21 protein-coding genes are annotated in these 21,978 nt (G+C 71.7%); 16 read left to right on the top strand and 5 right to left on the bottom strand.

The window, feature by feature from the left end:
• Window positions 1-102 precede the first annotated feature (102 nt).
• The 8 genes from ACZ3X1_RS15070 to ACZ3X1_RS15035 all read left to right on the top strand — a co-directional run bounded on the left by ACZ3X1_RS15070 (window position 103) and on the right by ACZ3X1_RS15035 (window position 8,082).
• Complete coding sequence (locus ACZ3X1_RS15070) at window positions 103-867, top strand: hypothetical protein (RefSeq protein WP_356811219.1); 765 nt, start codon at window positions 103-105, stop codon at window positions 865-867.
• A 106-nt stretch (window positions 868-973) separates the two neighbouring features.
• Window positions 974-2,821: a glutamine--fructose-6-phosphate transaminase (isomerizing) gene (gene glmS / locus ACZ3X1_RS15065; RefSeq protein WP_356811218.1), complete on the top strand. Its 1,848-nt coding sequence runs from the start codon at window positions 974-976 to the stop codon at window positions 2,819-2,821.
• Between the two features lie 21 nt (window positions 2,822-2,842).
• Complete coding sequence (locus ACZ3X1_RS15060; protein WP_356811217.1) at window positions 2,843-3,211, top strand: holo-ACP synthase; 369 nt, start codon at window positions 2,843-2,845, stop codon at window positions 3,209-3,211.
• A gap of 4 nt (window positions 3,212-3,215) precedes the next feature.
• A complete protein-coding gene (locus ACZ3X1_RS15055; protein WP_467279962.1) occupies window positions 3,216-4,619 on the top strand; it encodes an NAD(P)H-hydrate dehydratase in 1,404 nt (467 codons plus the stop codon).
• Window positions 4,620-4,918: 299 nt separating this feature from the next.
• Window positions 4,919-6,055: an alanine racemase gene (gene alr / locus ACZ3X1_RS15050; RefSeq protein ID WP_362625081.1), complete on the top strand. Its 1,137-nt coding sequence runs from the start codon at window positions 4,919-4,921 to the stop codon at window positions 6,053-6,055.
• Window positions 6,000-7,259 (top strand): alpha/beta fold hydrolase, encoded by a 1,260-nt coding sequence (locus ACZ3X1_RS15045; protein WP_436840739.1) that lies wholly within the window; start codon window positions 6,000-6,002, stop codon window positions 7,257-7,259. Before alr ends, ACZ3X1_RS15045 begins: the two co-directional genes overlap by 56 nt.
• Window positions 7,210-7,776, top strand: coding sequence for a tRNA (adenosine(37)-N6)-threonylcarbamoyltransferase complex ATPase subunit type 1 TsaE (gene tsaE, locus ACZ3X1_RS15040; RefSeq protein ID WP_467279961.1), 567 nt, complete (start codon window positions 7,210-7,212; stop codon window positions 7,774-7,776). The genes ACZ3X1_RS15045 and tsaE overlap by 50 nt, the downstream gene beginning before the upstream one ends.
• Before the next feature lie 117 nt (window positions 7,777-7,893).
• Entirely contained in the window at window positions 7,894-8,082 is a 189-nt protein-coding gene (locus ACZ3X1_RS15035) for a hypothetical protein (RefSeq protein ID WP_356811212.1), read from the top strand.
• Between the two features lie 93 nt (window positions 8,083-8,175).
• On the opposite strand, the gene ACZ3X1_RS15030 is transcribed toward ACZ3X1_RS15035, so the two are convergent.
• Window positions 8,176-8,739, bottom strand: a complete 564-nt coding sequence (locus tag ACZ3X1_RS15030) for a hypothetical protein (protein WP_356811211.1) — start codon at window positions 8,737-8,739, stop codon at window positions 8,176-8,178.
• A gap of 119 nt (window positions 8,740-8,858) precedes the next feature.
• On the opposite strand from ACZ3X1_RS15030, the gene tsaB reads away from it, so the two are divergent.
• From tsaB to ACZ3X1_RS15010, 4 genes are read left to right on the top strand one after another with little or no spacing between them, the layout of a single operon-like run.
• Window positions 8,859-9,521, top strand: a complete 663-nt coding sequence (tsaB, locus tag ACZ3X1_RS15025; protein WP_467279960.1) for a tRNA (adenosine(37)-N6)-threonylcarbamoyltransferase complex dimerization subunit type 1 TsaB — start codon at window positions 8,859-8,861, stop codon at window positions 9,519-9,521.
• 26 nt (window positions 9,522-9,547) lie between these two features.
• Entirely contained in the window at window positions 9,548-10,027 is a 480-nt protein-coding gene (gene rimI / locus ACZ3X1_RS15020) for a ribosomal protein S18-alanine N-acetyltransferase (RefSeq protein ID WP_030653711.1), read from the top strand.
• A complete protein-coding gene (tsaD, locus tag ACZ3X1_RS15015) occupies window positions 10,020-11,165 on the top strand; it encodes a tRNA (adenosine(37)-N6)-threonylcarbamoyltransferase complex transferase subunit TsaD (RefSeq protein WP_356811209.1) in 1,146 nt (381 codons plus the stop codon). The genes rimI and tsaD overlap by 8 nt, the downstream gene beginning before the upstream one ends.
• Window positions 11,162-11,434, top strand: a complete 273-nt coding sequence (locus ACZ3X1_RS15010; RefSeq protein WP_362625088.1) for a hypothetical protein — start codon at window positions 11,162-11,164, stop codon at window positions 11,432-11,434. Before tsaD ends, ACZ3X1_RS15010 begins: the two co-directional genes overlap by 4 nt.
• Before the next feature lie 99 nt (window positions 11,435-11,533).
• Here the strand turns inward: ACZ3X1_RS15010 and ACZ3X1_RS15005 are convergent, their stop codons facing one another.
• Window positions 11,534-12,730, bottom strand: coding sequence for a class I SAM-dependent methyltransferase (locus ACZ3X1_RS15005; RefSeq protein ID WP_467279959.1), 1,197 nt, complete (start codon window positions 12,728-12,730; stop codon window positions 11,534-11,536).
• 107 nt (window positions 12,731-12,837) lie between these two features.
• Between ACZ3X1_RS15005 and ACZ3X1_RS15000 the strand changes: the two genes are divergently transcribed.
• Both ACZ3X1_RS15000 and ACZ3X1_RS14995 read left to right on the top strand, forming a co-directional pair.
• Window positions 12,838-13,794 (top strand): polysaccharide deacetylase family protein, encoded by a 957-nt coding sequence (locus ACZ3X1_RS15000; protein WP_436842055.1) that lies wholly within the window; start codon window positions 12,838-12,840, stop codon window positions 13,792-13,794.
• 14 nt (window positions 13,795-13,808) lie between these two features.
• Window positions 13,809-14,684 (top strand): polysaccharide deacetylase family protein, encoded by an 876-nt coding sequence (locus ACZ3X1_RS14995; protein WP_467279958.1) that lies wholly within the window; start codon window positions 13,809-13,811, stop codon window positions 14,682-14,684.
• A gap of 1,467 nt (window positions 14,685-16,151) precedes the next feature.
• Here the strand turns inward: ACZ3X1_RS14995 and ACZ3X1_RS14990 are convergent.
• Window positions 16,152-17,546 carry an FtsW/RodA/SpoVE family cell cycle protein gene (locus ACZ3X1_RS14990; RefSeq protein WP_467279957.1) on the bottom strand — a complete coding sequence of 465 codons (1,395 nt, stop codon included), beginning with the start codon at window positions 17,544-17,546 and terminating at the stop codon, window positions 16,152-16,154.
• A gap of 716 nt (window positions 17,547-18,262) precedes the next feature.
• Between ACZ3X1_RS14990 and groES the strand changes: the two genes are divergently transcribed.
• Together groES and groL are read left to right on the top strand one after the other, a co-directional pair.
• A complete protein-coding gene (gene groES, locus ACZ3X1_RS14985) occupies window positions 18,263-18,571 on the top strand; it encodes a co-chaperone GroES (RefSeq protein ID WP_030011064.1) in 309 nt (102 codons plus the stop codon).
• A gap of 111 nt (window positions 18,572-18,682) precedes the next feature.
• Window positions 18,683-20,311, top strand: coding sequence for a chaperonin GroEL (groL, locus tag ACZ3X1_RS14980; RefSeq protein WP_356811203.1), 1,629 nt, complete (start codon window positions 18,683-18,685; stop codon window positions 20,309-20,311).
• Window positions 20,312-20,374: 63 nt separating this feature from the next.
• On the opposite strand, the gene ACZ3X1_RS14975 is transcribed toward groL, so the two are convergent.
• Window positions 20,375-21,085, bottom strand: coding sequence for an ester cyclase (locus tag ACZ3X1_RS14975; protein ID WP_356811202.1), 711 nt, complete (start codon window positions 21,083-21,085; stop codon window positions 20,375-20,377).
• A gap of 104 nt (window positions 21,086-21,189) precedes the next feature.
• Complete coding sequence (locus ACZ3X1_RS14970; protein WP_467279956.1) at window positions 21,190-21,963, bottom strand: SDR family NAD(P)-dependent oxidoreductase; 774 nt, start codon at window positions 21,961-21,963, stop codon at window positions 21,190-21,192.
• Window positions 21,964-21,978: the final 15 nt, after the last annotated feature.

Genomic DNA, 21,978 nt, shown 5'->3' with positions numbered 1-21,978 from the left:
GGATAGTAGATTTCCCGGTGCGGCAGTTCCGAAGCGCGCCCCGCGAAGTCCGGGCGGCACTCCTGTCGTTCCCGTCTTCGTTGTCTGTGGGGGAGATCCTTCGTGCGTACCGCAATCGTCCGTCGTACCGTCATGACCGCGTCCGCGGTGTCCCTGGCCGTGCTTGCCACCGCCTGCGGCTCCGACAAAGCCGACACCAAGACGGACGCCAAGCCGTCCGCGCCGGCCACGTCGGCCGCCCCCGCCGCCAAGGGCATGACCGACGCGGAGCTGGCCAAGCTCCTGGTGACCCAGGCCGACCTCGCGGACCACACCTTCAAGGACTCCACGCCCGCCGAGGCCGCCGCCGGTGCCACCGCCACCAGCGACAAGCCCGAGTGCAAGGTCCTGGTCCAGGCGCAGGCCTTCGTCCCGGCCGGCACCCCCTCCGGGACGGCCCGCACCAAGGCGATCGCCACCCCGAAGCCCGCCGCCGGCACCTCGCCGGAAGAGGCGGCGAAGGCGATCGCGGGTGCCCTCGGCTCCACGGCCACCACCGTGACGCTCGCCTCGTACGAGGCCAAGGGCGCCGAGGAGGCGTTCGCCGCCGTGAAGACCGCGAGCGCGAAGTGCTCCGGCGGCTACGCCGCCACCCAGGACGGCGAGACCACCAAGATCACCAAGGTCACGCCCGGTGCCGCCGTCACCGGTGGTGACGAAACCCTGCCCCTGACCGTCGAGCTCGACGCCGACGGCGAGAAGCTGACGACCCAGCTGGTCCTCGTGCGCAAGGGCAACACGGTCGCGACCTTCTCCTCCCTGAGCCTGGCCGGCACCGCCGAGCAGCCCAAGGCCCTCGTCGACGCCCAGGTGAAGAAGCTCGGCTGATCCCGGCCCCACCACCCCGACCCCGTTCCGGCAGCACTGCCGGGGCGGGGTTTTCGGCGTGTTCAGGTACGGGGCAGACGGCCAACTACGGCGTACGCTGCGGCCTATGTGCGGAATTGTGGGTTACGTGGGAGCGCAGTCTGCGCTCGATGTGGTCATCGCCGGACTCAAGCGACTGGAGTACCGCGGCTACGACTCGGCAGGGGTCGCCGTACTCGCCGACGGCAGCATGGCCGCCGCCAAGAAGGCCGGCAAGCTCGTCAATCTGGAGAAGGAACTGGTCGCGCACCCGCTGCCGGCCGGTTCCACGGGACTCGGGCACACCCGGTGGGCGACCCACGGCGGGCCCACCGACGTCAACGCCCACCCGCACCTTGACAATTCGGGGCGCGTGGCCGTCGTGCACAACGGCATCATCGAGAACTTCGCCGCGCTGCGGGAGGAGCTCGCCGAGCGCGGACACCGGCTGGAGTCCGAGACCGACACCGAGGTCGTGGCCCACCTGCTGGCGGAACAGTTCTCGGCCACCGGCGACCTCCCCGAGGCGATGCGGCAGGTGTGCCGCCGTCTCGAAGGCGCCTTCACCCTGGTGGCCGTGCACGCCGACGAACCGGACGTGGTGGTCGGCGCGCGCCGGAACTCGCCCCTGGTGGTGGGCGTTGGAGAGGGAGAGAACTTCCTCGCCTCGGACGTGGCCGCGTTCATCGCCCACACGCGGTCCGCGATCGAGCTGGGGCAGGACCAGGTCGTCGAACTCCGCCGCGAAGGGGTCACGGTGACCAACTTCGACGGTTCGGCCGCCTCCGTGCGGGCGTACCACGTGGACTGGGACGCCTCGGCGGCCGAGAAGGGGGGATATGACTACTTCATGCTCAAGGAGATCGCAGAGCAGCCGAAGGCTGTCGCCGACACCCTCCTGGGCAGGATCGACGCGAGCGGCTCGCTGACCCTGGACGAGGTGCGCATCCCCGTCTCGGTGCTCAGGGAAGTCGACAAGGTCGTGATCGTGGCGTGCGGTACGGCTTACCACGCGGGCATGATCGCGAAGCTGGCCATCGAGCACTGGACCCGCATCCCGTGCGAGACGGAGCTGGCGAGCGAGTTCCGCTACCGCGACCCGATCCTGGACCAGCGGACGCTGGTGGTCGCGATCTCGCAGTCCGGCGAGACCATGGACACCCTGATGGCGCTGCGCCACGCACGCGAGCAGGGCGCCAAGGTGCTGGCCATCTGCAATACGAACGGGTCGACGATCCCGCGCGAATCGGACGCCGTGCTCTACACGCACGCCGGTCCGGAGGTCGCCGTCGCCTCCACCAAGGCCTTCCTCACGCAGCTGGTGGCCTGCTACCTGGTCGCGCTGTACCTCGGGCAGGTCCGCGGCACCAAGTGGGGCGACGAGATCCAGGCGGTGATCCGCGAGCTGTCGGACATCGCCGCGGCCGTGGACACCGTCCTGGAGACCATGGAGCCGGTACGCGAACTCGCGCGCTCCCTCGCCGAGAAGAACACCGTGCTCTTCCTCGGACGACACGTGGGCTACCCGGTGGCTCTGGAGGGCGCGCTCAAGCTCAAGGAGCTGGCGTACATGCACGCCGAGGGCTTCGCGGCGGGCGAGCTCAAGCACGGCCCGATCGCGCTCATCGAGAAGGACCTCCCGGTGGTCGTGGTCGTCCCCTCGCCGCGCGGCCGGTCGGTGCTCCACGACAAGATCGTGTCGAACATCCAGGAGATCCGGGCGCGCGGGGCGCGGACCATCGTGATCGCCGAGGAGGGCGACGAGGCGGTCGTCCCGTACGCGGACCACCTGATCCGCATCCCGGCGACGCCGACGCTGCTGCAGCCCCTGGTGGCGACGGTGCCGTTGCAGGTGTTCGCCTGCGAGCTGGCCACGGCCCGGGGCAACGAGGTGGACCAGCCGCGTAACCTCGCAAAGTCCGTGACCGTGGAGTAGTCGGGTAGTGGGGTAGGCCAAGTGATTGTCGGCGTCGGGATCGATGTGGCGGAGATCGAACGGTTCGGCGCGGCGCTGGCGCGCACGCCGGGCCTCGCCGGGCGGCTGTTCGTCGAGGCCGAGTTGACGCTGCCGAGCGGTGAGCGGCGCGGGACCGCCTCGCTCGCCGCGCGGTTCGCCGCGAAGGAGGCGCTGGCCAAGGCGCTCGGTGCGCCGGCCGGACTGCTGTGGACCGATGCCGAGGTCTACGTCGAGGACAGCGGGCAGCCGCGGCTGCGGGTGTCGGGAACGGTCCAGGCGCGGGCGGTGGCGCTGGGCGTGAAGTCCTGGCACATCTCGCTGAGCCACGACGCCGGTGTGGCCTCCGCCGTGGTGATCGCCGAGGGTTGACCCCATGCGTACTGCTTACAGCGTGGACACCGTACGGGCCGCCGAGCGGGAGTTGATGGCCCGGCTGCCGGAGGGCGCCCTGATGCATCGGGCGGCGGCCGGGCTGGCCGCCGCCTGCGCGGGACTGCTGACACGGCGCCGCGGCCGGGTCTACGGGGCACGGGTCGTGCTGCTCGTCGGCCCCGGCGACAACGGCGGCGACACCCTGTACGCCGGGGCCCGGCTGGCGCGGCGCGGCGCCGGGGTGACGGCCGTGCCGATGGACCCCGAACGGATGCACGCCGGCGGGCTGGCCGCACTGCGGGCCGCCGGCGGGCGGGTGGAGCAAGCCGTACCGCAGCGGGCGGACCTGGTGGTCGACGGGCTGCTCGGGATCGGCGGCCGGGGCGGGCTGCGGCCCGCGGGCGCCGCGCTGGCGGAGCGGATCCCCTCCGGGGCCCCCGTGGTCGCCGTGGACCTGCCCAGCGGGGTGGACGCCGACACCGGGGAGGTGGCGGGCCCCGCCGTCACCGCCGACCTGACCGTGACGTTCGGGGCGTACAAACCGGGACTGCTGATCGATCCCGGCGCCTCCCGGGCCGGCGCCCCGCACCTCGTGGACATCGGGCTGGAACTGCCCGAGCCGGAACTGGAGGCCCTCCAGCACGCCGACGTGGCGGGGCTGCTGCCGGAGCCGACGGCGTCGAGCGACAAGTACCGGCGCGGCGTCGTCGGGATCGTCGCCGGATCGGCCCAGTACCCGGGAGCGGCCGTGCTCGCCGTCGCGGGAGCCCTCCGCGGCGGCGCGGGCGCGGTGCGCTACGTCGGCCCGGCGGCGGACGCCGTCCTGGCCCGCTACCCCGAGACGCTCATCGGGCCCGGGCGCGTACAGGCGTGGGTGATCGGCCCGGGACTGGGGGAGGGCCGCGCCGGTGAGGTCGCGGACCTGCTCGCGGGCGACGCGGCGGTACTCGTCGACGCGGACGGACTGCGTGGTCTGGACCCGGCGGTGCTGCGCGCGCGGACGGCCCCGACCCTGCTGACCCCGCACGCCGGGGAGGCCGCGGCGCTGCTCGGGGTGTCGCGGGAGTCGGTGGAGGCGGGCCGGCTGGCGGCCGTACGGCGGCTGGCGGAGCGGTACGGGGCGACGGTCCTGCTGAAGGGTTCCACGACGCTGGTCGCCCCCGCCGGCGGCCGGCCGGTCCGGGTGAACCCGACGGGCACGCCGTGGCTGGCCACAGCGGGCAGTGGGGACGTGCTGTCCGGACTGGCCGGCTCCCTCCTGGCGGCCGGGCTGTCCGGGGCGGACGCCGGCTCGGCGGGCGCGTACCTCCACGGCCTGGCGGCCCGCCGCACGGGCGGCCCCCTGCTGGCCCACCAGTTGGCCGAAGCCCTCCCCTCCGCGTGGCGCGACACCCGCCACGCCTGAGGTGAGCGCGGGGGCGCAACCGCCGGACGGGCCGGCGCTCCGGCCCCGCCGGCGCTTGCGGCGCGGGTCGGGGCAGAGCCCGGGAAACGGAGAAAGGACGGGGCGGGGAGGAGGCTCCGCGCAGCGGCGCCCCGCACCCGGCCCACCGGCCGCAACCCCGCAGGGCCCGGCGGGCCGTCCGCCGCGCGCGTCCGGGCCGCGCCCCGCCCGTCGGCCCCGCGCGCCGAGCGGGGAGGAATTGTCCGTCTCATCGGCCGCCCGCACCAGGGCCGCGCGGGGGTTCTGAGAGACTGTGGGCGATGAACGAGACAGCGACGCGCGTGTACGCCGAGATCGATCTTGACGCCGTACGGGACAACGTGCGCGCACTGCGCGAGCGGGCGCCCCGGTCCGAGCTGATGGCCGTCGTCAAGGCGAACGCCTACGGACACGGGGCAGTGGAGTGCGCCAGGGCCGCCCGGCAGGCCGGCGCCACCTGGCTCGGGACCGCCACCCCCGACGAGGCCCTCGCGCTGCGCGCCGCCGGGCTCGAAGGCCGGATCATGTGCTGGCTCTGGACCCCCGGCGGGCCCTGGCGCGAGGCCGTCGAGGCCGACCTGGACGTCTCCGTCAGCGGAATGTGGGCCCTCGACGAGGTGTGTGAGGCCGCTCGCGCGGCCGGCCGCACCGCACGCGTCCAGCTCAAGGCCGACACCGGCCTCGGCCGCAACGGCTGCCAGCCCGCCGACTGGGAGGCCCTGGTCGGCGCGGCCGTCGCCGCCGAGGCCGAGGGCACCGTCAAGGTCACCGGCGTCTGGTCGCACTTCGCCTGCGCCGACGAGCCCGGCCACCCCTCGATCAAGCTCCAGCTCGACGCCTTCCGCGAGATGCTCGCGTACGCGGAGAAGGAGGGCATCGACCCCGAGGTCCGGCACATGGCCAACTCGCCCGCCACCCTCACCCTCCCCGAGTCGCACTTCGACCTGGTGCGCCCCGGCCTCGCCGTCTACGGCGTCTCGCCCGCACCCGAGATCGGGACCCCCGCCCAGCTCGGCCTGCGGCCCGCCATGACCCTCAAGGCCTCCCTCGCCCTGGTCAAGACGGTCCCCGCCGGGCACGGGGTCAGCTACGGCCACCACTACGTCACCAGCGGCGAGACGACCCTCGCGCTGGTCCCGGCCGGCTACGCCGACGGGATCCCGCGCCACGCGTCGGGGGCCGGCCCGGTGCTCGTCGGCGGCAAGATCCGCCACGTCGCCGGACGCGTCGCCATGGACCAGTTCGTGGTCGACTTGGACGCAGACCGGGCCCGCGCCGGTGACGAGGTCGTCATCTTCGGGGACGCGGAACGCGGTGAACCCTCCGCCGAGGACTGGGCACAAGCGGCGCACACGATCGCGTATGAGATCGTCACCCGTATCGGTGGGCGCGTGCCCCGGGTGTACCTGGGCGGCTGAACGGAGTGAGGGCGGCGGCGTGAGCGAGAACTGGCGCAGGGCCGGCTGGGCCGGCGCCGCCATCGGCGTGATAGCCGCGGGCGCGGCGGCCGGTGTCGCGGTCGAGCGGATCACCGTCGGACGCGGCATGCGCCGCAAGGCCCGCCTGGCCCTCGACGCCGCGGGTGACTACGGCTCCCTGCGCGGCACCGAGGGAACCTGCCGGGCCGAGGACGCCACCGAGCTCTACTACGAGGTCGACGAGCTCCCCGAGGACGGCAAGCGGCGCCGGCTGCGCCGCAAGGCCGACCCCCCGGCCACCGTCGTCTTCTGCCACGGCTACTGCCTCGCCCAGGACTCCTGGCACTTCCAGCGGGCGGCCCTGCGCGGAGTGGTCCGCGCCGTCTACTGGGACCAGCGCAGCCACGGACGCAGCGCGCGCGGCCTGGCCCAGGCCGACGGCGAGCCGCTGACCATGGAGCAGCTCGGCCGGGACCTGAAGGCCGTCATCGACGCCACCGCCCCCGAGGGCCCCCTGATCCTGGTGGGTCACTCGATGGGCGGAATGACCATCATGGGATTCGCCGAGCAGTACCCCGACCTCGTACGCGACCGCGTCGTCGGCGTGGCCCTGGTCGGCACCTCCAGCGGCCGCCTCGCCGAGGTGACGTACGGGCTCCCCGCCGCCGGCATGGGCGCCGTGCGCAGGATCCTGCCGGGCGTGCTGAAGGCCCTCGGGTCGCAGGTGGAACTGGTCGAGAAGGGCCGCCGGGCCACCGCGGACCTCTTCGCCGGCATGATCAAGATGTACTCGTTCGGCTCCCGGGACGTGGACGCGGGCGTCGCGCGCTTCGCGGAGCGGCTCATCGAGGGCACGCCGATCGACGTCGTCGCGGAGTTCTACCCGGCCTTCCAGACGCACGACAAGACCGCCGCGCTCCAGCAGTTCGCCGGCGTCCCGGTCACCGTCATCGCCGGGGACAAGGACATGATCACCCCGCCGGGCCACAGCGTGGCCATCAAGGACGTGCTGCCCGCCGCCGAGCTCGTCGTCCTGGAGTCCACCGGGCACCTGATGATGCTGGAGCGCCCGGAGACGGTGACGCGGTTGCTCATCGAGCTGCTGGCCCGCACCGGGGCGGTGCAGGTCCCGGTAGCGACTAACGTTGGCGTGCATGGAAGAAGTACCGCTGGAAGCACAGCGCAGCCAGGCACCGGAAGCTGAGTCCGGGCAGGGCACGCAGACCCGGATCACCGTTGACTCCCCCCACGCGATGCAGGAGCTGGGCCGTCGGATCGCCGGCCTGCTGCGCCCGGGCGACCTCGTCCTGCTGACCGGTGAGCTGGGCGCCGGCAAGACCACGCTGACCCGCGGCCTGGGCGAGGGCCTGGGCGTGCGCGGGGCCGTGACCTCGCCGACCTTCGTGATCGCCCGGGTGCACCCCTCGCTGACCGGCGGGCCGGCGCTGGTGCACGTGGACGCGTACCGCCTGGGCGGCGGGCTGGACGAGATGGAGGACCTGGACCTCGACGTCTCGCTGCCCGAGTCCGTGGTCGTCGTCGAGTGGGGCGACGGCAAGGTCGAGGAGCTCTCCGACGACAGGCTGCACGTGGTGATCGCGCGGGCCGTCGGCCACGAGGAGGTGCTGGACGACGTGCGCGAGGTGTCCATGCACGGGGTCGGGGCGCGCTGGGGCGCCGGAGCGGGGCTGGAGGCTCTGGCCGGAGCGCTCTCGGAGTAAACGTACCGACAACTCGTCGGCAAGATATTGCGCCGGCGGCGGCCCTCGTGATGACATGGTACCGAGAGTTTCTTAGGCATGCCTAAGTACGGTGTCCCGGGGTCCCAGGAGGCAGCCATGTCGGCACCAGCAGGAGCACAGCGCCACCCCCGCCCGTCCGCCGTCCCCATGCACGCACTGCTCGCCGCCGGCATGGCCGCCACGGCCGTCTCGACGCCGCCCTCACGCGAAGAACGCGTACCGGGCGAGGACGGACCCGAGGGCGGCGTACGCGAACAGGCCGCTCCGGAATCCGAAGCGGCCTGAAGGGGTCTGGCGGCCCCCAAGGGGCTTGATGGGCCCATACCGCACGAACGGCCTCTGGCGGGTCCCCCGTACGGGTGAAGGAAGGGCGGCCCGTCAGGGCGTGACGACGACCTTGGAATTGATCGTCGCGAAGGCCCACATCGCGTCGCCGTCGGCGCGCGTCATGCGGATGCCGCCGGTCTTCTTGTTCGGGTCGGGCTCCGGGGTCGTGCCGTCCACGCGGGCGCTGAAACCGACCGCCACGCCCTCGGCGGTGGCGAACCGGACGACGTGTTCGATCGGCACACCGTCCGAGCCCGTGACCGAGCCCGAACGCGAACCCACGATGTAGGTGCCCGGCTTGGGATGCACCGTGCTCGGCATCACCGGGAACGACTTCGGCTGCTGCTGAGCGGCGTCCCCCACCAGCCACACCCGCTTCTGACCAACCGAGTACACGACGCGCACACCGGTGCCGGAACCCTCCGGCACGGGCACCGGCTTCGCCGGATCCTGCTTGCCCGCGGCCGCGGGGCTCGGGGCGGGCGCCGGCTCCTGCGCGGCTGCCTGCGGGGGGTGCGCCGGCGCCGTGGCGGAGGCCTGGTAGCCGAGGAAGCCGACGGCGGCGATCGCCGCGGCGGTGAGCCCGGCCACGATTCCCGAGCTGCTGCGTGCCACCTTGCTCCACCTCTCCGCGCTGACGTGATCCCTCGTGATCCCTCGGTCGAAAGGTAGCAGCCGCCCCGCTCAACGACCGGGCGCAAGGGGCGCGGCCGCCGGAGTCGTAGGCTGTTCGCGTGCTCTTGCTCGCAGTAGATACCGCCACGCCCGCCGTCACCGTCGCCCTGCACGACGGCGAGTCCGTCCTCGCCGCGTCCAGCCAGGTCGACGCCCGCCGCCACGGGGAGCTGCTCCTCCCCTCCGTGGACCGGATCCTCGCCGAGGCCGGGCTGAAGCTCGACGCCGTCACCGGCATCGTGGTCGGCGTCGGACCCGGCCCCTACACCGGACTGCGCGTCGGCCTCGTCACCGCCTCCACCTTCGCCGCCGTGCTGGGCGTGCCCGTCCACGGCCTGTGCACGCTCGACGGACTCGCCTACGCCGCGGGCACCGCCGGGATCGAGGGCCCCTTCACCGTCGCCACCGACGCGCGGCGCAAGGAGGTCTACTGGGCACGCTACGAGGACCCGCGCACGCGCGTCGGCGAGCCCGCCGTGGACCGCCCGGCGGAGATCGCCGAACAGGTCGCGGGAGTGCCCGCGGTGGGCCAGGGCGCGCTCCTGTACCCCGAGGTGTTCCCCGACGCACGCGGCCCCGAGCACCAGTCGGCCGCCGCACTGGCCTCCCTCGCCGCGGAACGACTCGCGGCGGGCGCGGAGTTCCTCCCTCCGACCCCGCTCTACCTGCGCCGCCCCGACGCGCAGGTGCCCAAGAACTACAAGGTGGTCACCCCGCAGTGACCACGGCCGAGACGGTTCTGCGCGAGATGCGCTGGTGGGACATCGCACCGGTGCTGGAACTCGAGCACGACCTCTTCCCCGAGGACGCCTGGTCCGCCGGGATGTTCTGGTCCGAACTGGCCCACGCCCGCGGCCCGCAGGCCACCCGCCGCTACGTCGTCGCCGAGACGGCCGACGGCCGCCTCGTCGGCTACGCCGGGCTGGCCGCCGCCGGCGACCTGGCCGACGTACAGACCATCGCGGCCGCCCGCGACCAGTGGGGGACCGGGCTCGGCGCCCGGCTCCTGACCGACCTGCTGCGCGCCGCCACCGCGTTCGAGTGCGCCGAGGTGCTGCTGGAGGTGCGCGTGGACAACACCCGCGCCCAGAAGCTCTACGAGCGCTTCGGCTTCGAGCCCATCGGCTTCCGGCGCGGCTACTACCAGCCGGGCAACGTCGACGCGCTCGTCATGCGACTGACCGACCCCGCACAAGCACGAACTGAGAGCAGTGAGAGCAATGGCTGACGAACCGCTCGTCCTCGGCATCGAGACGTCCTGCGACGAGACCGGCGTCGGCGTCGTCCGCGGCACCACCCTCCTCGCGGACGCGATCGCGTCGAGCGTCGACGAGCACGCCCGCTTCGGCGGCGTCGTGCCCGAGGTGGCCTCGCGGGCCCACCTGGAGGCGATGGTCCCCACCATCGAACGCGCCCTGAAGGAGGCCGGCGTCAGCGCCCGCGACCTCGACGGCATCGCGGTCACGGCCGGACCCGGCCTCGCCGGGGCGCTGCTGGTGGGCACCTCGGCCGCCAAGGCCTACGCATACGCCCTGGGCAAGCCCCTGTACGGCGTCAACCACCTGGCCTCGCACATCTGCGTGGACCAGCTGGAGCACGGGCCGCTGCCGGAGCCGACGATGGCGCTCCTGGTGTCCGGCGGACACTCCTCGCTGCTGCTGGCGCCCGACATCACCTCCGACGTACGGCCGCTCGGCGCGACCATCGACGACGCCGCGGGCGAGGCCTTCGACAAGATCGCGCGCGTGCTGCAGCTCGGCTTCCCCGGCGGCCCGGTCATCGACCGGCTCGCGAAGGAGGGCGACCCGAAGGCGATCAACTTCCCGCGCGGCCTGACGGGCTCGCGCGACCCCGCGTACGACTTCTCCTTCTCCGGCCTGAAGACGGCCGTGGCCCGCTGGATCGAGGCGAAGCGGAACGCGGGCGAGGAGGTGCCGGTACGCGACGTGGCGGCGTCCTTCCAGGAGGCCGTGGTGGACGTCCTGACGCGCAAGGCGATCCGGGCGTGCAAGGACGAGGGTGTCGACCACCTGATGATCGGCGGCGGTGTGGCGGCCAACTCCCGGCTCCGCTCGCTCGCCCAGGAGCGCTGCGACGCCGCGGGGATCACCCTGCGCGTGCCGCGGCCGAAGCTCTGCACGGACAACGGCGCGATGGTGGCCGCGCTGGGCGCGGAGATGGTCAAGCGGAACCGGCCGGCCTCCGACTGGGACCTCTCGGCGGACTCCTCGCTGCCGGTCACGGACCCGCACGTGCCGGGGACGTCCCACGGCCACGACCACGGCCAGTCGCACGGGCACGGGCATGGCCACAGTCACGACCACGACCACGTGCACGAGCTGAGCAAGGACAACCTGTACTCGTGAGCACCGTCGTCCTGATGTGGGAGGCCCGGGCCGCCGACGGCCGCGGCAACGAGCTGCTGGAGTGGGCCCGCGCCCAAGTCCTGGCCCGGGACCCGGTGCGCCGCGAGGTGTTGCGGGCTCCGCAGGACCGGGTGCTCGTGATCACCTGGTGGGAAGCGGCCGAGGGCCTCGCGGCGGACCTGCCCGAACTGCCCGAACCGGCCGCCGACCTGATCACGCGCGCGGTGCACCGCTGGCGCTTCGAGTCGGTGGAGGTCGACGGGGGTTAGCCGGCCGGGCCTGCGGAGGCCGACGAGCCGGGCGGGCGGCTGCCCGCCCGGAGCCGGGCCGACACCTCGGCCCGTGGCCGCCCAGCGCCGCCCGGCACGTCACTGCCCGAGCGTCGCCGCAGGCGGCGCGGCGGGGGCGCCGATCAGCATCGAGGGGGCGCCCGCCACCCGGGTCAGGAAGACGGTCGCCGAGTTCGGGCCCTGCGGCTTGACCTTCTTGCGCAGCTCCTCGGGCTCGACGGCCGAACCGCGCTTCTTCACGGTCAGGATTCCGACCTCGCGCTCGCGCAGCAGGGCCTTCAGCTTCTTCAGACCGAAAGGCAGCACGTCGGTGATCTCGTACGCCGTCGCGTACGGCGTCGCGCGCAGCTCGTCCGCGGTGACGTAGGCGATGGTCGGGTCGATGAGCCGGCCCTTCAGCTGCTCGGCGACCTCGGCGACCAGATGGGCGCGGATCACGGCTCCGTCGGGCTCGTAAAGCCAGCGGCCCACCGGCCCGGCCTCCGGATCGGGCAGCGGATCGGCGGTGTGCAGCTCGCGCGGCCCGGGGAGCAGGGTGGCGCGCACGGTCCCGGGGGCGGTGCCGAACCAGAGCACGGCCTCCTTGACGTCCCCCTGGTCGGAGATCCACTCGGCCTCGGCCTCGGCCGGGACCGCCTCGTGCGGGATCCCGGGGGCGATCTTGATGGCGGCGCACTCCGCCGCGCGGGCCGTCTCCACGGCCCACGACAGCGGCGGCGAATAGGACTCCGGATCGAAGATCCGACCGCGGCCCCCGCGCCGGGCCGGGTCGATGAAGACGGCGTCGTGGCCGGAGGTGTCCACCTCCGTCACGTCGGCCTGGCGGACCTCGATGAGGTCCGCCAGGCCCAGAGCCTCGGCATTGGCGCGCGCGACGGCGGCCGTCAGCGGATCGTGGTCCACCGCGAGCACCCGGATGCCGAGGCGGGCCATGGCGAGGGCGTCCCCGCCGATGCCGCAGCACAGGTCCGCGAGGCTTCGTACGCCGAGGGCCGCGAGCCGCTCGGCCCGGTACGAGGCCACGGACGCGCGGGTGGCCATCTCGCCGCCGCCGGGGGTGAAGTACATCCGGAAGGCGTCCTCGGCCCCGAACTTCGCCACCGCGCGCTGCCGCAGCCGGGCCTGCCCGAGGGCCGCGGAGACCAGCCCGGCGGGGTGCTCGCGGCGCAGCCTGGTGGCGACGGCCAGCTCCTGGGCGGGGTCGTAGTCGCGGAGCGAGTCGAGGAGGGCGCGGCCCTCGGGGGTGAGGAGGGCGGCGAAGTCGTCGGGGGTCACGGGTCCATTGTCGGCGACGGGGTGTGTGGGCCGGTCGGAGGAACGTCGCAGCCCGGTGCGCGGTGTCGTCCCGGGAGCCCGCGTGTCGGATGCCAGGATGCGCAGCTATGCAGCTAGTCGGACAAAAGGAAGATAAGACGCAACTGGGTCACCGGTACGCAGCGGGTGCGCGCGGCCGGTTCGGGGTGGCCGTGGCCGCCCTGCTGGTGGCCGCCCTCGGCACGGCCTGCGGCTCCGGCGAGTCGGGCGGGCCGGACAAGGCCGAGAAGACGAAGGCGGCCAAGGGCTCGGAGGCGGGCGCCGCGGGTGCGCTCAGCGCCGCCGAGAAGGCCAAGGCACTGCAGCAGGCGCGCATCGCCGCGGCGAAGAAGTGGGGGCTGCGCAAGGTGCCGCTCGCCGCCCCCGCGGCGCCGAAGGAGAAGCCCCACATCAGCACGCGCGACGGCTTCGAGGTGTGGAACCACGAAGAGGACGAACTGCCCCCGGTCTTCACCACCGTCCCCACGGAGGACAAAGTCGTCTTCCTGACCATCGACGACGGCTCCGAGAAGGACCCCGAGTTCCTGAAGATGATGCAGGAGCTGAAGATCCCGTACACGGCCTTCCTCAGCGACTACCTGGTGAAGGACAACTATCCGTACTTCAAGCAGATGCAGGCCGCCGGCGTCACCCTGAACAACCACACCCTCAACCACCGCTACATGCCCGGGCTGTCGTACGAGCAGCAGCGCGAGGAGATCTGCGGCCAGCAGGACACCATCCAGAAGACGTTCGGCAAGCGGCCGACCCTCTTCCGGCCGCCGTACGGCAACTACAACGACGACACCCTCAAGGCGGCGAAGTCCTGCGGCATCAAGGCCGTCCCGCTGTGGAACGCCGAGGCGTTCACGAACCGCATGGACTACCGCGAATGGGACCGCGACCTGCACCCCGGTGACATCATCCTCACGCATTTCCGGGGTAAGGAGGACTGGAAGGGCACGATGCCTGACATGATCCGTCATGTCATGAAGACCGTCACGGACAAGGGATATGCCGTGGCTCGCCTGGAGGACTACTTGTGAGGTATGCGCGCCGGTTGGTGGCCGGAACGTTGGCGGCCGGCGCGCTCGCGCTCTCCCTGACGGGGTGCGGGGAGAGCGTGGACCCCATGGAACGGCTGGGCCGCAAGGCGACGCAGGAGCCGACGCCGTCCGCGTCGGCGACGGTTCCTGCGCCGGACTCCGGCGGTGCGCAAGGGGGCGGGCAGGGGGGTGCCTCCGACGAGGCGTACAAGAAGTGGGGCCTGACGGCCCCCGTCCAGTACGCGCCGAAGCCCGCCCAGAAGCCGCAGATCCCGAAGGCGGCCCCCGGCAAGGTCCCGGTGATAGACCGAATACCCCTGCCGGCCGGGGACAAGACAGTCTTCCTGACCTTCGACGACGGCGCTGAGAAGGACCCCGAGTTCCTCAAGATGGCGGCCGATCTCAAGCTGCCGATCAGCATGTTCCTCACGGACAGCGTGGCCTCGTCGGACTACGGGCACTTCGAGAAGCTCCGTGACAACGGCTCGGCGAGCACGGTGAACAACCACACGCTGACCCACCCGAACCTGCGGACCCTCTCCTTCGAGGCGCAGAAGAAGGAGATATGCGGCCAGCAGGACACGCTGGAAAAGCGCTTCGGCCAGCGCCCGCCGCTCTTCCGCCCGCCATTCGGCAACTACAACGACGACACCCTCCGGGCGGCCTCGGAGTGCGGTGTCTCGTCGGTGCTCCTGTGGCGGGTGTCGATGCAGATCAACAACTTCCAGTACGCCCAGGGCTCCGCCCTCCAGCCCGGCGACATCATCCTGGCCCACTTCCGCGGCCCGTCCGAACTCAAGGGCGCGACGGAAATCGAGATGACGACCCGCATGCTCCAGCGCATCCAGGAGCAGGGCTACCGGATAGGGCGACTGGAGGACTACCTGTAAGGGCGGCTTCGCGGGGTCGGGAGCCGCTCGGGCGGTGTCAGGGATGTGCTGGGGGTTTCCCGTCAGTCCCATCGTCTCTCCGTGTCGGGCCGGCCCGTCAAGGGCGCTCCTTCGTCGCGTCGCTTCGCGATGTCGCTGCGCTCCACCCTTGACCGACCGTCCCGCCACGGACATACGAGGACAGCCGGGAAACCCCCAAAGGAACGGGCCGGGGGATCGAGCAAGAGACGGGGCGGCCAGCGATGCGCGGGCAGAGCCCGGTGCGCGTCCAATCGCTACCGCTCCTGCGAGACGGCGTCCGCGAGCCCCGTGGGCTGGGCATAAGCCGCCACCAATCGCTACACGCTCCTGCGAGACGGCGCCTGCGAGCCCCTTGGGCTGGGCATAAGCCGCCACCAATCGCTACGCGCTCCTGCCTGACGGCGTCCGCGAGCCTCTTGGGCTGGGCATAAGCCGCCACCAATCGCTACGCGCTCCTGCGAGACGGCGCCTGCGAGCCTCTCGGGCTGGGCATAAGCCGCCACCAATCGCTACGCGCTCCTGCGAGACGGCGCCTGCGAGCCCCTTGGGCTGGCATAAGCCGCCACCAACCGCTACTCGCTTCGCGATCAGTCGTCTGCGATCCGTCTGGGGCTGGTCGCGGGCCGCAGAAACCTTCCTCCACTCTTCACGGACAGCGTCCGGCCCCTGTGTGGGGGAGGAAAGGCGTCAGATGACGGCTGGAGCGATGCCGATCCAGGTCTGGGCGGGTGTGTGCCGCAAAGAGCCGTCAATTCGCCCCAATTGCCCCTGTCTGTACCGGCGGGTGGAATCTTGTCGTGGTCTTGATGGGGGTTGGGTTCGGCTGAGCCGATGGATCGCCCTTCCGCCCCTCGATATCGCCCCCATCAGCCCCAGATAAGGGCCGGACGCCGTCATCGAGAAGCGCGTAGCGATCGATGGCGGCCTATGCCCAACCCAAGGGGCTCGCAGCCGCCGTCTCGCAGGAGCGCGTAGCGATTTGGGGCGGCTTATGCCCAGCCCAAAGGGCTCGCGGACGCCGTCTCGCAGGAGCGCGTAGCGATTTGACGCGCACCGGGCTCCGCCCGGACGCATCCGACGCCCCGTCCCTGGAAACTGGTCCCGGCCCGTCCCTCTGGGGGTTTCCCGGCAGTCTTTCGGATTTCCGGGGCGGGACGGTCGGTCAAGGGTGGCCGAAGGCCATCACGAAGTGACGCGACGAAGGAGCGCCCTTGACGGGCCGGCCCGACACGGAGAGACGATGGGACTGACGGGAAACCCCCAGCACTTCTCTGATCCCGCCCGAGGAGATCGCCCCCCCCCCGAAGCCGCCCCGCCCCCCCCCGAAGCCGCCCCGCCCCCCCCGAAGCCGCCCCGCCCCCCCCCGAAGCCGCCCCGCGCCCCCGAAGCCGCCCCGCGCCCCCGAAGCCGCGTCGCCCCGCCCCCCCCCCGAAGCCGCCCCGCCCCCTACGCCCGCGCCACCGGCGTGATCGTCGTTTCCGCCGGGCCGTCGGCGTCCGCCTCGCGTTGGCGCTCCGCGCTGTCGCTGATGCGGAGGAGGAGGGCGATCATGATCCAGTTTGCCAGGAGGGACGAGCCCCCCTTGGCCAGGAAGGGCAGTGCCTTGCCCGTGAGGGGGATCAGGCCCGTGACGCCCCCGGCGACCACGAAGACCTGCAGGGCCAGCGCCGAGGCCAGCCCCACCGCCAGCATCTTGCCGAAGGGGTCGCGGGCCCCGAGGGCCATCCGCAGCCCGCGCTGCACGAGGAGCCCGTAGAGGATCAGTACGGCCATGACCCCGGCCAGGCCGAGTTCCTCGCCCACCGTCGTGAGGATGAAGTCGCTGCGGCCGGCGAACTTGATCAGCTCGGGGTGGCCCATGCCGAGGCCGGTCCCCGAGATCCCGCCCGTGCCGAAGCTGAACAGCGCCTGCGCCGACTGGTCCGAGGTGACGCCCGGGGGAGGGTTCTCCCAGTAGACGGAGAGCGGATTCAGCCAGGCCGCCACGCGCGCCTTGACGTGCGGCTCCGTCGAGCCGACGACAAAGGCGCCCGCCGAGGCCATGAGCACGCCGCACACGATCCAGCTGGTGCGCTCGGTGGCGACGTACAGCATCACCACGAAGACGCCGAAGAAGATCAGCGACGTGCCCAGGTCCCGCTCGAAGACCAGCACCAGCATCGAGAGGATCCACACCGTGATGATGGGTCCCAGCTGGCGCATCGGGGGGAGCCGCATGCCGAGGAACCTGCGACCGGTCAGGGCCAGCGCGTCGCGGTGGACGACCAGGTAGCCGGCGAAGAAGACGGCGATCATGATCTTCACGAACTCGCCGGGCTGGACCGAGAAGCCGAAGAGGATGATCCACCGCTTGGCGCCGTACCTGTCCGCGCCGAAGAACGCCGGCGCGATCAGCAGCACCAGCGCGACGGCCATCGTGATGTAGATGAACCGCTGGAGCAGCCGGTGGTCGCGCAGCAGGGCCAGTACCGCGACGCAGGCGGCGACGCCGACCACCGTCCACAGCAGTTGGCCCGGGGCGTTGGCGTCCGAGTTCCACCGTTCGATGTAGCCCTGGTCGAGGCGGTGGATCAGTACCAGCCCCAGCTCGGTCAGCAGCATGGCGAGCGGGAAGACGAGCGGGTCCGCGTAGGCCGCGAAGCGGCGCACGCCCAGGTGTCCCACCAGCGACAGCAGCGTCATGCTGATGGCGAAGCCGGCGAGGTTGGGCGGGAGCTCGCCGTTCATCGCGAGGCCCGCGGCCGCGTGCCCGAAGACGGCGATGGCGATGACGAAGGCGAGGAGCAGCGCCTCGGTGCGACGGCGGGCGCCCGCCGCCGTCAGCGGCCTCAGTCCACGCACGGGATGCCGCTGACGTCCCTGGGGGCGGACGGGAAGGGCGCGGGGGGTAGCGGGCCTCCCGGATCGGCGGAGGCGCTCCGTTCGCCGGGGCCGGCGGAGGCTTTGGGTCCGTTCTGCTCGGCAATGAGGCGCTTTATCTTCATGTCATCAACGACGTTGATGGCCTCCCCAAGGTTCCTTCCGAAGCCCCGGGGGATCCCCGGGCACTGGCGAAGCCGGTCCGGGCGGGAAGGCGTACCGGGATCCCGGGTGTGGGTGCTGCCGGAGCCGGCGGTGGGGTGGGGGTGTGCAGAAGGCTCCTCGGCCCGGGAGGGAGGCGGGACTCGCCGGGTACGGCCGCGAGATGCTCGCCCCCACCGAGCTCAGGAGATCCTCGTGCGGGGCACCGGCCACCCGCACACCGTCAGCACCCCGCAGGGGATCGGCCGGGCCGCCCGCCCGGAATCGGCCGCAGCTCGGGCCTGCTGGAGGCCGCCGGCTCCCCAGTGCCGACCGGTCCGCCGAGGCCCCCCGCAGGGGATCCGCGCAACGCCCGGCCGACGGGAATTGGCACTCCGCTTGACCGAGTGCTAATCGCCGGAATAGTCTCGCACCTGGCACTCGCCCCCGGTGAGTGCCAACACAGCGACAGGCAGATCCGGCACCCGCGACGACGGATCGACCTGGTCGCCACCTCAGACAGTTAACCCCGGATCTCCGAAGGGGGAGGTCGGATCGTGACGACCGCCAGCTCCAAGGTTGCCATCAAGCCGCTTGAGGACCGCATTGTGGTCCAGCCGCTCGACGCCGAGCAGACCACGGCCTCCGGCCTGGTCATCCCGGACACCGCGAAGGAGAAGCCCCAGGAGGGCGTCGTCCTCGCGGTCGGTCCGGGTCGCTTCGAGGACGGCCAGCGTCTCCCGCTGGACGTCACCGTCGGCGACATCGTGCTCTACAGCAAGTACGGCGGCACCGAAGTGAAGTACAGCGGCGAGGAATACCTCGTCCTCTCGGCCCGCGACGTGCTCGCGATCGTCGAGAAGTAATTCTCTTCATCAGTACTGCTTTGAGCTGCGCCCCTGGTCACCCCGCTGATTGCCGGGCGGCGAGGGGCGCAGCCCGTTAAACCGAGTTTTCGAGAGGGCTGAACCGCTCCCATGGCGAAGATCCTGAAGTTCGACGAGGACGCCCGTCGCGCCCTCGAGCGCGGCGTCAACAAGCTTGCCGACACGGTCAAGGTGACGATCGGCCCCAAGGGCCGCAACGTCGTCATCGACAAGAAGTTCGGCGCCCCCACCATCACCAACGACGGTGTCACCATCGCCCGCGAGGTCGAGCTGGACGACCCGTACGAGAACCTGGGCGCGCAGCTCGTGAAGGAGGTGGCGACCAAGACCAACGACATCGCGGGTGACGGCACCACCACCGCCACCGTGCTGGCCCAGGCGCTGGTCCGCGAGGGTCTGCGCAACGTCGCCGCGGGCGCGTCCCCGGCCGCCCTGAAGAAGGGCATCGACGCCGCGGTCAAGGCCGTCTCCGACGAGCTCCTCGCGACGGCCCGCCCGATCGAGGACAAGTCCGACATCGCCGCCGTGGCTGCGCTCTCCGCGCAGGACCAGCAGGTCGGCGAGCTCATCGCCGAGGCGATGGACAAGGTCGGCAAGGACGGTGTCATCACCGTCGAGGAGTCCAACACCTTCGGCCTGGAGCTGGAGTTCACCGAGGGCATGGCCTTCGACAAGGGCTACCTCTCCCCGTACATGGTCTCCGACCAGGAGCGTATGGAGGCCGTCCTCGACGACCCGTACATCCTGATCAACCAGGGCAAGATCTCCTCCATCCAGGACCTCCTGCCGCTGCTGGAGAAGGTCATCCAGGCGGGTGGCTCCAAGCCGCTGCTGATCATCGCCGAGGACGTCGAGGGCGAGGCGCTCTCCACCCTCGTCGTCAACAAGATCCGCGGCACCTTCAACGCGGTGGCCGTCAAGGCCCCCGGCTTCGGTGACCGCCGCAAGGCGATGCTGCAGGACATGGCGACCCTCACCGGTGCCACCGTCATCGCCGAGGAGGTCGGCCTCAAGCTCGACCAGGCCGGTCTGGACGTGCTGGGCTCCGCCCGCCGCGTGACCATCTCCAAGGACGACACCACCATCGTCGACGGTGGGGGCAGCTCCGACGAGGTCCTCGGCCGCGTGAACCAGATCAAGGCCGAGATCGAGTCCACGGACTCCGACTGGGACCGCGAGAAGCTGCAGGAGCGCCTGGCGAAGCTCGCCGGCGGCGTCTGCGTCATCAAGGTCGGCGCCGCCACCGAGGTGGAGCTCAAGGAGAAGAAGCACCGTCTCGAGGACGCCATCTCCGCGACCCGTGCCGCGGTCGAGGAGGGCATCGTCTCCGGCGGTGGCTCCGCGCTCGTCCACGCCGTCAAGGTCCTCGAGGGCAACCTCGGCCTGTCGGGTGACGAGGCCACCGGTGTCGCGGTCGTGCGCCGCGCCGCCGTCGAGCCGCTGCGCTGGATCGCCGAGAACGCGGGCCTCGAGGGCTACGTCATCACCTCGAAGGTCTCCGAGCTCGACAAGGGCCAGGGCTTCAACGCCGCCACCGGCGAGTACGGCGACCTGGTCAAGGCCGGCGTCATCGACCCGGTGAAGGTCACCCGTTCCGCGCTGGAGAACGCCGCCTCCATCGCCTCCCTGCTGCTCACGACCGAGACCCTGGTCGTCGAGAAGCCGGCGGAGGACGAGGGCGACGCCGGTCACGGCCACGGTCACGGCCACAGCCACTGACCCCGCTCCACGTCGAAGGCCCCGTTCCGCAGTCGCGGAGCGGGGCCTTCCCCGTGTTCGGGCTCAGGTTCCGTAGGGCGATCCGGTTCCGCCCATCTGGCGCTGCAGGGCTCCGGGGTTGTAGTGCCACCAGCCCTCGATGATCTCTCCGTCCTGGCACCGGAAGGTCGTGGTCCCGGACATCTCGTACGTCTTCCCGGTCGGTGCGACCCCCATGAACTCTCCCTTGTGGGTGCCGCGCCAGTTCCACACCGTCGTGACCATGTCGCCCTCGGACACCTGGGCGATCGGCTCGAAGGTCATGTCGAAGGCCGCGCGCCACGTCTCCATGTCGGAGCGCATGCCCTCGCGCCCGATGACGGTGGGTTCCTCCTTGCTGGCGTCGTGGTCGATGTAGTTCGTGGCGAAGCACTCGTCCAGGACGCTCATGTCGCCGGCCGTGGCGGCTTCCTGGAACACCCGGTTGCAGAGCTGCTTGTTGAGGTGTTCGTCGCGGACCACGTCGAGGTTCATGAACTTCGGCATTCCCTCGCAGAGGGCCACCATCTCCTGGAACATCCGGTCCGTCTCTGGGAGCTGAGAGTTCCTCATCGCCTCCTCGTACGAGGCGAATTCCACCATGTCCACGTAGTGGTTCCGGGCCTCGCGGTCCTGGCCGATCATCGTGTGCGTGGCGGTGCGCCTGCCGCTGCTCTGTTCCGCCCAGCGGTCGATGAGTGCGTTCATCTCGTCGAACCGCGTGGTCTCATAATCGATCACCTGTACGAATGTCATCGCGTCGCCTCCCGCCTGAGATGGGACATGTCCAGTTTAGGGAGGGTTGGCCCGTTTGGCGGATTCGGTGGTGCTCCAACGGGGCTACCGACGGGTCACGAACGCTACTGGGGCCCGTACTTGCGGCCCGTACGCGAAGACACCCCGCCCAGCAGCCCGCGCGGAGCCAGCTTCACGACGCCCATCAGCGCCTTGTACCGCGGGTCCGGGATCGACACCGTCTTCCCGCGCGCCAGGTCGGCCAGCGCCGCCGCCACCAGCTTGTCGGCGTCGAGCCACATCCAGCCGGGGATGTTGTCCGTGCCCATGCCGGCGCGCTGGTGGAACTCCGTGCGTACGAAGCCGGGGCACAGCGCCATCAGCCGGACCCCGGACCCCGCCATGTCCCGCGCCGCGCCCTGGGTGAACTGCACGACCCAGGCCTTGCTGGCCCCGTACGTACCACGGGGTACGAAGGCGGCCACCGAGGCCACGTTGATCACGCCGCCGCGGCCGCGCGAGCGCATCGACTCCGAAGCCGCCGAGGTCAGCCGCAGCACCGCCTCGATGTGGACCTTCAGCATGGTCAGCTCGTCGGCCATGGAGACCTCGAGGTAGCGGCCCTTGTTGCCGAAGCCCGCGTTGTTGACCAGCAGGTCGACCGGGTGCGTACGGTCGCCGAGGCGCTTCTCCACCGCCGCGATGCCCCCCTCCGTGGAGAGGTCGGCGGCCAGCACCTCGGCCTCGATGCCGTGCAGGTCGTGCAGCTCCGTGGCCTGCTCACCCAGCCGCTTGGTGTCGCGCGCCACCAGCACGAGGTTGTGTCCCTGGGCGGCCAGCCGCCGGGCGAAGGCGGCGCCGATGCCCGCCGTGGCTCCCGTAATCAACGCAGTCGTCATAGGCGCAACCTAGCG

It is taken from the genome of Streptomyces sp. NPDC023541 (assembly GCF_055559995.1).
The sequence above is the reverse complement of the archived record's forward strand: the minus strand, read 5'-3'. Positions and strand labels throughout refer to the sequence as shown.

What these genes read in the sequence shown, in the direction of transcription:
- glmS (WP_356811218.1), top strand. Translation starts at nt 974, where the DNA reads ATGTGCGGAATTGTGGGTTACGTGGGAGCGCAGTCTGCGCTCGATGTG.
- ACZ3X1_RS15055 (WP_467279962.1), top strand. Translation starts at nt 3,216, where the DNA reads ATGCGTACTGCTTACAGCGTGGACACCGTACGGGCCGCCGAGCGGGAG.
- alr (WP_362625081.1), top strand. Translation starts at nt 4,919, where the DNA reads ATGAACGAGACAGCGACGCGCGTGTACGCCGAGATCGATCTTGACGCC.
- ACZ3X1_RS15045 (WP_436840739.1), top strand. Translation starts at nt 6,000, where the DNA reads ATGAGATCGTCACCCGTATCGGTGGGCGCGTGCCCCGGGTGTACCTGG.
- tsaE (WP_467279961.1), top strand. Translation starts at nt 7,210, where the DNA reads ATGGAAGAAGTACCGCTGGAAGCACAGCGCAGCCAGGCACCGGAAGCT.
- ACZ3X1_RS15035 (WP_356811212.1), top strand. Translation starts at nt 7,894, where the DNA reads ATGTCGGCACCAGCAGGAGCACAGCGCCACCCCCGCCCGTCCGCCGTC.
- rimI (WP_030653711.1), top strand. Translation starts at nt 9,548, where the DNA reads ATGCGCTGGTGGGACATCGCACCGGTGCTGGAACTCGAGCACGACCTC.
- tsaD (WP_356811209.1), top strand. Translation starts at nt 10,020, where the DNA reads ATGGCTGACGAACCGCTCGTCCTCGGCATCGAGACGTCCTGCGACGAG.
- ACZ3X1_RS15000 (WP_436842055.1), top strand. Translation starts at nt 12,838, where the DNA reads ATGCAGCTAGTCGGACAAAAGGAAGATAAGACGCAACTGGGTCACCGG.
- groL (WP_356811203.1), top strand. Translation starts at nt 18,683, where the DNA reads ATGGCGAAGATCCTGAAGTTCGACGAGGACGCCCGTCGCGCCCTCGAG.
- ACZ3X1_RS14975 (WP_356811202.1), bottom strand. Translation starts at nt 21,085, where the DNA reads ATGACATTCGTACAGGTGATCGATTATGAGACCACGCGGTTCGACGAG.
- ACZ3X1_RS14970 (WP_467279956.1), bottom strand. Translation starts at nt 21,963, where the DNA reads ATGACGACTGCGTTGATTACGGGAGCCACGGCGGGCATCGGCGCCGCC.